11 protein-coding genes and 1 pseudogene are annotated in these 14,031 nt (G+C 57.7%); 4 read left to right on the top strand and 8 right to left on the bottom strand.

From position 1 onward, the window contains the following. Position 1: 1 nt before the first annotated feature. The 4 genes from ACSQ2W_RS22010 to ACSQ2W_RS22025 form a co-directional block, all read right to left on the bottom strand. Entirely contained in the window at positions 2-379 is a 378-nt protein-coding gene (locus ACSQ2W_RS22010) for a response regulator transcription factor (RefSeq protein ID WP_436088971.1), read from the bottom strand. After that, a complete protein-coding gene (locus tag ACSQ2W_RS22015; protein ID WP_436088308.1) occupies positions 372-1,022 on the bottom strand; it encodes a response regulator transcription factor in 651 nt (216 codons plus the stop codon). The genes ACSQ2W_RS22010 and ACSQ2W_RS22015 overlap by 8 nt, the downstream gene beginning before the upstream one ends. Further along, complete coding sequence (locus ACSQ2W_RS22020; protein WP_436088309.1) at positions 1,019-4,621, bottom strand: PAS domain-containing protein; 3,603 nt, start codon at positions 4,619-4,621, stop codon at positions 1,019-1,021. Before ACSQ2W_RS22020 ends, ACSQ2W_RS22015 begins: the two co-directional genes overlap by 4 nt. A 550-nt stretch (positions 4,622-5,171) precedes the next feature. Next, positions 5,172-6,089, bottom strand: coding sequence for an MBL fold metallo-hydrolase (locus ACSQ2W_RS22025; protein WP_436088310.1), 918 nt, complete (start codon positions 6,087-6,089; stop codon positions 5,172-5,174). Between the two features lie 297 nt (positions 6,090-6,386). Here ACSQ2W_RS22025 and ACSQ2W_RS22030 point away from each other — a divergent pair. The 4 genes and pseudogenes from ACSQ2W_RS22030 to ACSQ2W_RS22045 all read left to right on the top strand — a co-directional run. Further along, positions 6,387-6,573: pseudogene (locus ACSQ2W_RS22030) on the top strand (carboxymuconolactone decarboxylase family protein); the annotation flags it as partial. Between the two features lie 306 nt (positions 6,574-6,879). Next, positions 6,880-7,635: an SDR family oxidoreductase gene (locus ACSQ2W_RS22035; protein ID WP_436088311.1), complete on the top strand. Its 756-nt coding sequence runs from the start codon at positions 6,880-6,882 to the stop codon at positions 7,633-7,635. A gap of 80 nt (positions 7,636-7,715) precedes the next feature. After that, complete coding sequence (locus tag ACSQ2W_RS22040) at positions 7,716-8,123, top strand: cupin domain-containing protein (protein WP_436088312.1); 408 nt, start codon at positions 7,716-7,718, stop codon at positions 8,121-8,123. Between the two features lie 129 nt (positions 8,124-8,252). Beyond that, the gene (locus ACSQ2W_RS22045; RefSeq protein WP_436088972.1) at positions 8,253-9,005 is read left to right on the top strand and encodes an SDR family oxidoreductase; all 753 of its coding nucleotides are present in this window, start codon (positions 8,253-8,255) and stop codon (positions 9,003-9,005) included. Between the two features lie 468 nt (positions 9,006-9,473). On the opposite strand, the gene ACSQ2W_RS22050 is transcribed toward ACSQ2W_RS22045, so the two are convergent. The 4 genes from ACSQ2W_RS22050 to tnpC all read right to left on the bottom strand — a co-directional run bounded on the left by ACSQ2W_RS22050 (position 9,474) and on the right by tnpC (position 13,991). Continuing rightward, positions 9,474-10,799, bottom strand: a complete 1,326-nt coding sequence (locus ACSQ2W_RS22050) for an alpha/beta hydrolase (RefSeq protein WP_436088313.1) — start codon at positions 10,797-10,799, stop codon at positions 9,474-9,476. Between the two features lie 86 nt (positions 10,800-10,885). Continuing rightward, complete coding sequence (locus tag ACSQ2W_RS22055; RefSeq protein ID WP_436088314.1) at positions 10,886-11,233, bottom strand: hypothetical protein; 348 nt, start codon at positions 11,231-11,233, stop codon at positions 10,886-10,888. Between the two features lie 303 nt (positions 11,234-11,536). Beyond that, entirely contained in the window at positions 11,537-11,980 is a 444-nt protein-coding gene (locus ACSQ2W_RS22060) for a carboxymuconolactone decarboxylase family protein (RefSeq protein ID WP_436088315.1), read from the bottom strand. A gap of 361 nt (positions 11,981-12,341) precedes the next feature. After that, entirely contained in the window at positions 12,342-13,991 is a 1,650-nt protein-coding gene (gene tnpC, locus ACSQ2W_RS22065; protein WP_436088104.1) for an IS66 family transposase, read from the bottom strand. Positions 13,992-14,031 lie beyond the last annotated feature (40 nt).

A 14,031-nucleotide genomic window follows, 5' to 3' on the forward strand; every position in this document is an offset into this window, starting at 1 on the left:
GTCACCCTCCATCTCTCGTATTGTGTAAAGCATTGGCGATCGCCGTGAGCAGCACCTGCGCATCGAAGGGCTTGCGGAAAAACCCGCAGATGCCCTGCGCCCGGCCCTGATCCGCTATCTCATGTCGGCCCGTGATCAGAAATACCGGCAGTTCCGGGCGGGACTTCTTCACCACGTCACGAAGTTCGAAGCCGTCCATGCCGGGCATCCCGATATCGGTAATGAGCACGTCCAGGTCCGAAAGTCCGTTGACAAGCAGCGATCCCGCCGAAGAGAAGCTGCGGGCCACATAGCCCGCCGATTCCAGAAGGTCACCGACGGATTCCAGCAGTCTTGGGTCGTCATCAACAATTGCCACAACATGTTTGTTCTTATTCATGTTCATTCCCTCCCACCCGGCGCGAGTGGGTTATCGGTATTTCCAATTTTTCAGCGATGCGCACGAGGTCGGCGAGCGATGCCGCCGCCATCTTCTGCATCACATTGCGTCTGTGGATTTGCAGCGTGACTTCACTGATCCCCAACTCGACCGCTGCCTGCTTGTTGAGAAGACCGCTCACCACGAGCGGCAAAACCTCGCGTTCACGTGGTGTTAGTTCGACATACCGGCGTTTCAGTATGCCGAGTTCAGCGCGTTCCGATCTGTTTTCCCGATCCTGTGTGATCGCGGCATGTACCGCTGCCATGAGGTCGGCGTCACTAAAAGGCTTGGTCAGGAAGTCCACGGCGCCGTGCTTGATCGCCCGCACCGAGGATGGGATGTCCCCATGCCCTGTAATAAAGACGATCGGCGGATGATCGCTGTCCCCGATCTGTCTCTGGAGATCGAGCCCGTTGATATCAGGCAGTTCGATGTCCAGGACGAGGCAGGCGGGGAGATCCGGTTTTTCCGCGCTCACATAGTCACCAGCCGATCCGAAGGCGATAGCGCGCATGCCATACGAGTCCAGCAACTCGCTGAGCGCCTCCCGAATGCGTTCATCATCATCAACGATGAAGACAACATGATCGTCGGTCGTCATGACGCCGCCTTCTCTTCAATCGGCAAGGTAAAGATAAACGTTGCACCGTGCGGTTCGTTCTTGTCCGCCCACAATCGCCCACCGTGCAACTCGACGATTGAGCGGCAGATTGCCAATCCCATGCCCAGGCCGTCTTCTTTTGTCGTGAAGAACGGCTCGAACATTCTCTCGGGAAATTCGATACCCGGCCCGCAGTCGCTGATTTCGGTCTGTATGACATCCCCGATATGGCGCGCGCGCATTCCAAGGACTCTATCGTCCGCAATAGAGTCCATCGCCTCCATGCCGTTGCGAATGAGATTGACCAGAACCTGCTGGACCTGCACTCGATCGATCGTGACATGAGGAAGATCGCCATCGATTTTGATATCCATCCGGACGCGCCGTCGCGCCGCCTCGCCGGCCATGAGGTTGCGCGCTTCGCCGACGACGCCGGCAAACGCCGCGTGGACCCTCGTGTCAACGGATTGCTTGAACAGCGCGCGGATGCGGCTGACGACATCGGCCGCCGAACTCGCATCCCGGATAATGCGCTCCACCGTCTTCTGGGCTCGCTCGATGTTCGGGGGTGCAGCCATGAGCCAGCGCTGGCAGGCGTGCGAATTCGCCATCACGGCCGCCAGGGGCTGGTTCACCTCGTGCGCGATGGAAGCCGAAAGCTCGGAAAGGCTGGCTGTCTGGCTTGCCCGCGCGAGGCTCTCTTGCGACAGACGCAATTTTTCCTCTGCCCGCACCTCGCCATCGATATCGAGACAAATGACATTCCACTGCACGATGGTACCTTCGGCGTTGCGCATCGGCGCGGCGCGCGTTTCGACCCAGCGATACTCGCCATCGAACCGTCGTAGTCGGTGCCTGCATGCAAATGGTTCGCCGGTGGCCAACGAATGGGCATAGTTTTCCTTGACGCTGGCAACCTCGTCTGGATGAACGCCGGCATCGAGTGTGCCGTCCAATCGTGATTTTCCCTTTCCGTCGAGTTCTTCGAGCTGGTATCCGAGGAAATCGCGCAGCTGAGGATTGCGGTAGACCGGCTCCCCATCCGGAGCGGCGCAATCGATCATCGCAGGGAGCGTTTCGACAAGCTGCCAGAGCGAACGTTCGCTCTCGCGCAGCGCTTCCTGTGCGCGCATTTCGTCGTCGACATCGACGGAGATTACGTACCATTGCGCAATCGCCCCGTCCTGATCACGCAGCGGCTCCCCGCGGCCATCGACCCATCGATACTCTCCGTCCGCACGACGCATGCGGTACTTCATGGAAAAGGGCTCGCCGGTGGCGAAGGAATGGCGGGCGCTCTCGAGCAGCCTGGTTGCGTCATCGGGATGGACAAGGGTCTGTATGATTGCCGCGAGCCGGCTTGTGCCGGGCTTGTCCATATCACCAACATCCAATCCAAGAAAATCTCTCAGGCGCTTGTTGAAGAAGATCGGCTCGCCCTCGGGTGTCAGCCGCCTGATATGAACCGGCACCATATCCACGAGTTGCGAGAGCTCGCGCTCCCGGTCACGCAGTGCCTCCTGCGCGCGCACCTCTTCGTCGATGTCGAGAGAAACGCCATACCATTGCATTATGGCTCCACTCTCATCACGCCAAGGTTCGACCCTGCATTCCGCCCAGCGATAGCCCCCCTCCTTTTCACGCCAGCGAAATCGCATCGTGGAGCCACCGCCGGTATCGAAGCAATTTTTCAACGTGACTTGCACGTCGGCCACATCTTCGGGATGAACCAGCTCAGAGAGCAGATTTCCGATTCGAGGCTCCTCGAGGGTTTCGAAATTTGCGATGACGGAACGGAAGTGGTCCTGGTATCGCTTGTTGAAATACATTGGTCCGCCGGTAGGCGTTGCACTCCAGATCCGCACCGGCACGGCGTCAATCATCTGCTGAAGCCGTTGTTCGCTCTGACGAAGAGCCTCCTCAGTTCGCATCTGATCATCAATGTCATGACATATGCCATACCACTGGATGATGCTTCCGGCCTGATCCCGCATCGGTTCTGCACGGCTCGACATCCAGCGATAAATACCGTCGGCACGGCGCAGTCGATAGCGCATGGCGAAATTCTCGCCGGTGAGGAGGCAATGGCTGAGCGCGTCCCTGAACTGACATGCGTCATCGGGATGGACGATGGCCTTAATGACCGCCTCCAGTCGGCTCACATCCGGTTTGTCGGCATCCGCTACATCCAGGCCGAGGAAGTCGACCATGCGCCTGTTGAAGAAGGTCGGCTCGCCGTCGGGTCTGAGGCGCCAAACGTGGCTCGGCACCATATCCACGAGCTGGGAGAGTTCATGCTCCCGGTAGCGCAGTGCCTCTTGCGCCCTCATCATGTCTTCGATGTCGACAGAGACGCCATACCACTGGACGATCGCACCGGACTCGTCGCGAAGCGGCTCTGCGCGGCTCTCCACCCACCGATGAGGGCCATTGGCCCGGCGCTGACGATACCTCCACTGGAAGGAGGCGCCGGTCTCAAATGCACGTGCGAAAGCAGCCTCCATCGCCACACGGTCATCCGGATGGACGACGGATAGGGATCGCGAGCCGTCGGGCGCGATCAAGTCCTTGAGGGTGACGCCGGTGACATCGGTGACCCGCTTGTTGAGGTAGCATGGTATTCCTTCCGGGGTCGTACACCATATGAGGGTGGGAACCGCGTCAATCAGCTGCTGAAGTTGGCGCTCGCTTTTGCGCACCGTGAGCAGTGCCAATTGGTGCTGCCGGGACAGGGTGGCCACGATGAGCGCCGAAAACGCCGAGATAGCCAGAAACAGCTGCAGCATCATGTTCCGCTGCCTTTGGGATTCCGGATCGCCGGCAAATTCGCTGGAGCCGGATATCGTGAATACCGCTGTGATCAGAGCAAGCAGGATCAATGCGACGGCGGCGCCCTTGAACTCAAAGCGAACCGCGGCCCAAAGAAGAGGCGGCATGATGATGTAGGCGAAAGGCAGGAAACCGCTCAATGAAAGGGCGGCGACACCAAGGAATATCAGCCCCACGACGCAGGCTTCCATCCATCGCGCCGCCGAAAGCTGGACGTCGCCGCGCCAGTTTTGCAGGGCTACCAGAGCCAGTGGCGCCACGATAAGGACTCCGGTGGCGTCTCCGATCCACCACAGCGGCCATGCAGATGTGAAAGTTTGCGATTGCATGCCAAACCATGCAAGGGTCGCGCTTCCCACCGTGGCGCTCACGACAGGCGCGATTCCGGCGGCCAATACGACGAAAGCGAGGACCTCCTCCAGCGTTTCGAGCCGAACAGGATGCCTGCAGACCCGGTTGACGAGCCAGGCGCCAACCGCCGCTCCAAGAGCGTTGCCAGCATAGATCAGCAACGCCGCTGGCAGCGGACTGTGGAACCACAAGACATTGCTGAACAATTCGGCCAGACAGCCCGCCAGCACCCACGGCGGCCAGCTGCTCTTGGGGGTTAGGATGAGCGTGGCGATAAAAAGCCCGCCGGGCGGCCAAATGGAGATACCCGTGCCGGGTACGATCGCAAGTGACTGGGCAAATCCGCAGCCCAGGACATAGGCGGCGAAAAAGAGTCCCAAGTGCAAGAAATGGGGACGGTGCGACCAGACGCTCATCATTCGTTGCTCCTGCCGGACAAGTAAGCCAGAGGATCGCCAGCGTTTTGTTAGCAGTCATTCTTCGGCTGGCGAAACCATGCCGCCAGCCTAGTCCCACCGCGGCATAGCCGCAACTTATGGAAATCCATACATTGCGCGGAGAAGTGGTGGCCGCGCCACCTTCAAGCAGGTGGTAAGCTATCGACGCGCCCGGGTCGTTACCTATACGGCAAGGCGCGAACTAGGGGCTGTTGCGTCGCCGCAAGGGCCACTTGCTGCCGTGAGCAAATGCAGCACTATCGAACAGGGCAATGGAGAAGCCGAACCTAAGCCGGTGACGGGCGGTGTCGTACGAGGCAGCGATCGACCTACAACGCTTACGGTCGTCTGGATCGTTCATTGTTTCATGGAAACAGTAAAACGATCTTCGCGGTTCGCGGCCATGCCACATGTCCAGACCATCGAATGCAGTGTCACAATCGCTGGGGTTTTTGATATCTTTGGCACTAGGGCGTGGGGTGATCAACGTTGTGAATACGCGCCCTAGTGCGGCCCTAACCCAGCTAAGAGGTCAGTAGTCCCAGAATAGTGGTACCCAACGAAAGGCGTCGCCGTCGACCGCCACATGACCGACGGATGGGAACGGCAGGTGAGTGGCCACCAACAGTTCGCCGCTCGCCGCCAGCTCCCGCAAGAGACGGACCCGAACGCGCGCCGCTTCCTCGGGGTCATGTTCGAAGCCGTTGAACCAGTCGGGGTGCTCGAACCCGACCGCGAACACGGCGTCACCGGCGAACATCAGCCGGTCGCCGCCGGACGCGAGGCGCACCACGCTGTGCCCAGGGGTGTGGCCGCCGGTTCGGGTGACGACCACCCCCGGTGCAACCTCGTACTCCTCCTCAAACGTCTGCAGATTGCTGCGGTACTCTTCCGCGAACCGTTTGGCGGCCGCCCGCAGCGCGTCCGGGAACCCCTGCGGCATGGAGACGTGGGAGAAATCAGGGTGCGTCCAGAACTTGACCTCGGCGGCCGCGACATGGATCCGCAGGTCCGGACGCAGCTGGTCCTTCACCCCGTCGACGAGCAGCATGCCAATATGGTCCATGTGCATATGGGTAAGCACCACGTCGGTGACGGACGCAAGATGAATGCCGGCGGCCTCCAGTCTATGCGCCAACTGCCCGGCTCGCGGCAAGTTTAAGTTCGGGTCGTCCCCCAGCCCAGCATCGATGAGTATCGTCCGGCCGCCGCTACGTACCACGACCACGTTCAGCCCCCAATCGAGCGTGTCCGGGGGCAGGAAATTGTAATTCAGCCAGGCCGCCCGCACAGCCGGCTCGGCGTTGTGGCCCAACATCGCGCCTGGCAGCGTTAGCACACCGTCGCTGACCACGAGAACATCAATCTCGCCGATTTGCAGCGCGTAACGTGACGGGACCAAGTCGTCGGTACCCACTCGGGTAGGGTGTGGGGTAAGTTCTAAATCCATGTTAGCTCTCCTTCTCACCGCCGCCTTAGACGCGGCATCTACGACGCTATGTCGAGCCGAGTTTGCGATCTATCGGGTCAAGAGGTAGTTCGAGCCATACCTCGGTATAGGTTCTGTCGCCACGGTCGCGGCAACACGCGCTGGAGGTCAGCGACTGAATGGATCAGCTGAGATGCAACGGTTCACTTATGATCCAGCTTGACTCGCTCGTCGGCCTCCCACCTAAGAGAGTATCAGCGTCCCGCCAACGGTTAGAACTATATCTATTTCCCGCCTTTCCGGGTCGCAACTTGTCTTTTGCACAATAGCCTGGCCATTTTGGAAGGCGGACTGGAGCCCAGTCTTGGCGAGCTCGCAAATTACGTGCCTCGCAGATCAATGGCTGCGCCTTTTGTATCTACATGCATGCGAGCGATGCTCGCTCATATGGCGAAACCGAAAATGCCGATTTTACATGCTCCACGCATGGCGAGAGTCGCCGCTCTAAAGGAACACCGCAGAGAAACCGAAGTGCCGGTATCACTATTTGCCATGCCTGAAACGGAAGAATCCACCGCCTAACTCGATGGGCAACGGTTTTCGCTAGAATCCAAGCACCGCGGAAGATACGTCAAGTTTTTTGCGCCCGGCGGCAACACTCGTGTCATCCGTCCCTAGACTTGAGGATGGGTCGACTAAACCCGGCGATTAGAACTTTACGCTCCTTGCACGATAGAATGGATCTGTCTCTCCCGGCATTGTTCGAAGCGTTCAAATTCCCGAAACTTTCATTTTATGAGGGACATCCGTTATGAAAATTGTTGTGATCGGCGGGACCGGCCTTATCGGTTCAAAGACTGTTGCGCGGTTGCGGGTTAAGGGACACGACGTTCTGGCTGCCTCACCAAATTCCGGGGTAAATACGATCACGGGCGAAGGTCTTGCTGAAGCGCTGACAGGTTGCGACGTCGTGCTTGATCTCGCCAACTCGCCTTCTTTTGAAGACAAAGCGGTTCTGGAATTCTTCGAAACGGCTGGACGTAATCTGCTGGCGGCCGAAGCAAAGGCCGGAGTCAAGCATCATATTGCCCTGTCCATTGTGGGGACGGAAAGGCTGCCGGAAAGCGGCTATATGAGGGCCAAACTTGTCCAGGAAAAACTCATCAAGGCTTCGCCGATCCCCTACACAATCGTCCATTCCACGCAGTTCTTCGAATTCTTGAAGGGCATTGCCGATGAAGCTACTGTCGGTACCGTCGCGCGGCTCTCTCCTGCATCTTTCCAGCCTATCGCATCGGACGACGTTGCCGATGCCATGGCCGACGTTGCCCTCGGCATGCCGCTCAATGGCACGATCGAGATTGCGGGTCCCGAGCGCGCTCCCATGAACGATATCGTTGCGCGGTATCTGAAAGTAAGCAATGACCCGCGGACCGTCGTCGCTGATGTTGATGCTCGTTATTTCGGCACTAAACTGAATGACCAGTCGCTGGTGCCTGGCGAAGGTGCACGCCTCGGCAAGATCGGCTTTGAGGAATGGTTCCGACAGTCCCGGCAGCCGAAGTAAGCCCAGGCATCGAACAACGGGTTGTTCGAGCTCGAAACGCATTTATGCAAACAATTCAACAAACCAAAAGGATTTCGACGATGAAAGCAGTTCTCTTAACGCTTTTTGTCTCCGCGACCGCTTCTCTAATTGGCACCTTGCCCGTCATTGCGGCTGAAAATGGTGCAAAGGTCACATCGCTCATGCAAAAGGATCTTCCAAATTATCCTGGCAAGGAAGGGCTAATGATATCGGTCGAGTATGGGCCGGGAGGTTCAGACCCTATTCACAAGCACGACGCAAATGCATTCGTCTACGTTCTGGAAGGCTCCATTGTGATGCAGGTGAAAGGTGAAAAAGAAGTCACCTTGTCGCCAGGGGAGACTTACTATGAAGGCCCTTCCGACATTCACCTGGTCAGTCGCAACGCGAGCACGTCCAAACCGGCGAAATTTATCGTTGTGCTGCTGAAGAACAAGGATGCTCCGGTCGTCATGCCGGTGAACTAATATTCCGTACGGCGAAGATCCAATGCGGCCTCATTCTGCTCACGGTATCGGTCGCCGGCAGCAATGGTCGGAGCCTTCGCTGGCTTCGGCCACGTTAAAAGCTGGACGCATCGAAAAGGCAGCAAGTTGATGAAAATAACGGTTGTGGGTGCGAGCGGACTTATCGGCGCGCCGCTCGTTATGAACCTTCAACAAAGAGGTATCGAGGTGATCCCTGCATCTCCTTCTTTCGGCGTTGATAGTGTCACGGGCGAAGGCCTTGAAGCCGCTGTGGCTGGAGCGGACGTTGTCATCGACGTTACCAATGCCGCGTCGTTTGGCGATGATTCTGCCTTGGCTTTTTTTAGAACCTCCACCAGGAATCTTCTTGCTGCTTCCGCTGATGCAGGCGTGGGACACTATTTGGCGCTTTCCGTGGTGGGAACGCCTCGCCTGGTCGAGAGTGACTATTTTCGCGCAAAGATGGTTCAGGAGAATCTCATCCGAGCGTCGCGAAAACCATATACTATTCTCCATTCTACGCAGTTTTTCGAGTTCATAGGCGGTGTGATTGACATGGGTGCAAATGGCGGTGGATTCCGGCTTCCATCAGCCTCGATACAGCCCATATCCGCGGCTGATGTCAGCGATATATTGGCGGAATTGGCGCTAGGTGCGGCAAGCAACGACACAGTGGAGATTGCCGGACCGGAGCAGTTTGGTCTTGACGAGATTGCCCGTATGCACTTGGCGGCAAACGACGACCGACGCCAGGTCACTAGCGATGACAAAGCGCCTTACTATGGTGTCCAACTAAATGACGACACTCTCCTGCCTGGCCAGGGGGTACGTACGTCTTCACGACGCTATTTGGACTGGCTTTTTCTGAAAATGGCCGGTTAGGCGGCCCGGTTGCTGCTCGAGAGTCACTTTCCGGATGGTTTTCTTGGAGATCGGTAAGCATTCGCACAGGGACCAGGATACGATGTCACCCCTATTGATGTCGGACCCTGCACCCATGGATGCGAGGGTACTTTGGTTCCGCGCAAGATGATGATGTCCGTGGGTATTGCCATAAAATTAGATGATACTAATGTGGCGGCAACGTTGGAATGTCCGCTGCGCGTTATCGCCGCGGCGCATGTCCCGCCCTCAGTTCTAGGTGATCTGCAGGACGAAAATAGTCGTGCCACTGATCTTCAGGCAAGTTTTCGGATATCTCACGAAGGCGGCAGCGGCCTGTCCGCCACACACCTCCGTCTGGTGGGTAGCCTCATTGTCGCCGTGTCTCGCGTTCCTGCTGCGGGCTCGGCCTACCCGCAGAATTGTGTGAACCACAACGGGGTTCTCGCCAAATGCAGAACTATTTTTTCAGTGAGACCTGTTAGTATCGCGGCTGAGGACTTCCCAAAATGGACGTTTGATCTCGACGAGTGGCCGGCCGGGATCACCCGCCTTGAGACGACCCCTTAATAAAGCAACCAGGTCCTTTTGAATTGCCGTGTCAGACAAGAAGTAACTATGACCCGCAAAGCCCGCACTTCCCCGGTATTCGATAAAGTCTGCGATACCCGATAGCTGTGAATTATTCCACAGCGCATTCAAGTCCGCCTCCTCAGAGCTGACGCGGGTTAAACGCCCGAGTCGAACAACGCTTCCGAACAACCCGCTTGAAAGGGCTAGCGCCTTGTCATTGGGGGATGAATATACTGTCAGATGCAGCGAGCCTATGGGTGGCAAGAGGCCGTAGGGGGTTGCTTTTGCACCGAAAAGCGTATCGGGATCAGACACGAAGCCGAACAATTTCGTGGTGGCAACATCCAGATCGATGTCAGGAGCAAATAGAACCACGTTGCTGAGTTTGTAGCGCTCGGTCGGGGAAGACCGGGAAGTGTATGCTTCCATTCCAAGTTGCTGCAGGGCGGATAAGAGAACGTCTGCGCCGCGACTGTGCGCGATGAGGTGGAGACGTTTGACACCGCTGGTCCCGGAAATGATGCGGATAGCCTTTTTCATATCCGATACGGCGAACTCGCCAGATTCACGATCGATATTGTAACCGTAGAAGGCGCCGCCGGATCCGCCGGCTGGCCACGAAAGCAACACGCACACGAACTCTGCAGATAGGGTATTGCATATCTTGCCGGTGGCTTTCGCGGCATCGTCGAAACTATTGTTATAGCCATGAATAAAAATGACCGCTTCCTTGCGTTTCGCCAACGCAAGCCGCCGGCTCACTTCACCCTGCAACGCAGCGGCTGTCTGTATATGAGCAGTCACAGTTGCGGGTACCCGCCGAGGCCCATGACGCGTGAGTTCGATCGGGTATGGCGACTGCGGAAATTCTCCGAGTTTGGTGATGCGTGAAACATGCAGCGACGCATCACGCTGTCCAGCCTGCCCAACGTGAAAGCGCGTCCGTTCGCGAGCAAGCGTAACTGAACCGAAGCTCATTGAACGACCCCGGGACGAGCTGTAGGAAGGATCGCCACCAGCCGAAGTGGAAGGGGCTCGGTCAGTCACGTAAAGTAGATCGAGTGGGCTATCTTCTTCAATGTGGGAAGCAGCAGTTTCTGTCCCGATCAATTCGCCAGGATCGCTTACGCTTGAGCAGGAGGCAGGGACGAGAATACACGTCAGTGAGAACAATAAAGTCGCGAAGTTCTGCAATCGCAGATTTGGTGCATCATAGCTCATAGGCACGTTTCCTCCAGTTCGTCTCCAGAACTTGGGCCCGTCTTCGTCATTGGTTGGGGTATCGGGCACCATGCCGATGCGCCGTTCTAGTAACAGTTCTTGATTCGATGTGCCTGCCGAGCCTCATGAATGACCCGCCGCACATCGTCCGCGAGGATGTTATCGCGCCTCATTACGAGCTGGACAATGGGGTCGGCCAGCATCTCTTCGAGTGTTAATTCGGGGCTCGTGGTGCCCATGATATGGTCCCCTGGCCGATCCGGGCTAGCGCGACGGCGTCCGGCCAGCAGGTCTCGACCTCGATGTGCCTCCCTAACATCATAAATGACCCGCCGCACGTCATCCGCGACGACATTATCGCAGTTCATCACAAGCTGGATGATAGGGTCGGCCAGCATCTCTTCGAGTGTTAGTTCGAGGCTCGTGGGGGGCATGATGTATTCCCCTGACAGGCTCGGGCTCGCCGGCGGCTCCGATCGTAACCGGCCGAAGGATTCAAGGGACGGTCGCCAAACAGTTCCGCTGGCCCATCCGCTGCAGCCGTTGATGATATTAATGTGGCCGTTGGAACTTGGTGAAAGCGCTTGCGTCGCCCTCTGCACCGGTCCGAAGGCTGGAGAGCAAACAGGTTATGACCACCCAGTTAATTCCTCAAATCTGTTCGAACCGGCAAGCGGCGCAGCGGTTTCGACTGCTGCGCCACCAAGATGTTACGCCTGATGGCGCACGTCGGGCTGTTAAGCAGGATGTGTAGCCCTGAACCCTACCTGAAGCCGATTCCAAAGATTGATCGCACCAATGGCAAGAGACAGCCAAGACCGCTCTTCTGCCGTAAACGCAGCCTCAACCAGCCCCCAATCATCGTCGGGGGCACCAGTTTGCGCGAGGTTGGTTAACGCCTCAGTCCAGGCAAGCGCAGCACGCTCACGCGACGAGTAAAGCGTTGCCTCACGCCACCCGGTCAGCAAATAGAGGCGCATAGGATCTTCCCCGTCTTTCAGAGCTTCTGTGGTGTGCAAATGAATGCAAAACACACACGAATTGATCTGAGAAGCGCGCAGCTTGACCAGGTGCAACAGCTTTGGCTCCAGCGGACCATTTTTAAGAGCGCTCTCCAGAGCGAAGACATGTTTAAAGGCCGGTTCAGCGAGTTTGAAGTAATTATTTTGACGAGGTTGCATGGCTCTTTCCTTATGGTCGTCAGAATCAGTGATCGTGTAGGAAAGATGACGCAATGGACAGTGTCGTAGCTATCATTCGAAACGATGTTTGCCGTCGACAAAGGCGTAGTTGGTCCTAGACCTTCCGCCAGCCCGCCCTAGCGACCAAGCTAGCCGATCCTGGATACAGGTATATGTTGCCGCGCCCTGTGAGCGCTCGTCGAGCATTCTTCCGCTGGGTCTTGGCACCCGTGTGCTGATGTTGATTGCAGAGTCGTAACGTATGCGGCGTCTCCGCCCCATTGATTATGCGGTTTCACTGGTCAGGTCTTTTGCTTGTTGGCGGTGCTACGAGCACGTCGGGGAATCCCGGACGTGCTCATTATGAGGCTTTGGTCCGTTGGGCATAAGCCCACGGCATGAGGGCGTCGATATCTTTGGCGAGATGACCGTTTGCCAGGCTGGTGAAGAGATCTCGTAGGTAGGCGTAGGGTTCGACGCCATTCATTTTGCAGCTTCCGATCAGGCTGGCAAAGCGGGCCCAGTTTCGGCCACCCTCGTCGTGCCCGGCAAACAGCGCGTTGCGGCGGTTCATGGCCGGGCTGCGTATGGCGTTTTCGACCAGGTTTGAATCGATGTCGACGCAGCCATCATCCAGGAACAGCCGGAAGCCGTCTTGTCGTCTCAGCATATAGGCCATGGCCACGCCGAGGTCAGACTTGTGCGAGACACGCGCGGCCTGAGCTGCCAACCAGGTGAAGAACTCATCAACCAGCGGACGCGACAGGTGTTGGCGGACAGCCCGGCGATGTTCGGGATCACGGCCGCGGATGCTGTCCTCGATCTTGTAAAGAGCGGCGATACGTAGCAACGCCTCGTCAACGATGGGCGAGCCCTTCTTTGGCTTGGCCTTGATCAGTTTCCTGCGGCCATGCGCCCAACAGAAGGCCAGCTTCAACGGATCGCCGCCCGTGCGATCTCGCGTCGCGAGGTGCGAATAGCCACCATAGGCGTCTACCTGGATCGTGCCGTTGAAGCCGTCGAGGATTTCTGCGGCATATTCGCCTTTACGCCCAGGACGGTAGTGGAAGACCACGCCCGTGGGCGCAGATCCGTTCCAGCCGCGATCATCGCGCAAAACAGCCCAGAGATAGCCAGTTTTCGTTGTGCCGCGTCCCGGATCCAATACCGGGGCCGTAGTTTCGTCGACGTAAAGTCTTGAGCTGCCTCGCTTCAGGACAATGGCCATGTGGTCGACAACCGGCGCGATCGCAGCACCCGTTCGGCCCATCCAATCGGCCAGGACCGTACGGTCGATCGGTACTCCGTGTCGGGCCATGACGGCTGCCTGACGATTGAGCGGCATATGTTCGGAATGCTTGGATACGGCGATCTGCGCCAACAGGGCTTCGGTCGGCCAGCTCCCTTCCAGCAGATGTGCTGGAGCCTTGGCCTGAACGACGCCCGCGCGGCCCTTGGGACACGCGTATTTCGGGCGGATCGTGACGATCACCTGATAGCAAGCCGGAATCTGATCCAACCGCTCAGTCTTGTCTTCGCCAATGCGCACCATGTTGCCGCAACCGCACGGGCAAGCAATGCTATCGGGCTCGATCACCCGCTCGACCCGCGGCAGGTGCTCAGGCAGAGCGCGCGCCTTGCGCTGTTTGCGGGGCGCAGCATGGTCTGGATTGGCTGCGCTCGCCGCAATTTTTTCCTCGACGAAGGCGATCTGGGCCTGTGTTTCGGCAATCGCCGTCTCAAGGTCCTCCAGTGCCAGTTCCATCTGCGTCGGATCGAGCTTTTCTGATTTAGGCCCGAACTTCGTACGGCGATAGTCCTGAACCTGGCCTTCCAGCTTCTCGATCAGCTCCTTCAGTTCGGTGATGAAGGCGTCCTTTTCGGCCACCACCGCCTGCTCGTGCTGACGTGCCGCACGCTCGACCGACAGCTCGAACTGCACCGCCGCAAAGGCCTTCAATACCTCTGGCGGAAGGTCCGGGAACTGGCTGAGATCGATCGGCTGCGACATGCAGTTTTATAGCAAACCGAAGCAGAAAAGGCTAACAAAA

It is taken from the genome of Pararhizobium sp. LjRoot255, from assembly GCF_964252905.1.
Classification (GTDB): Bacteria; Pseudomonadota; Alphaproteobacteria; order Rhizobiales; family Rhizobiaceae; genus Pararhizobium.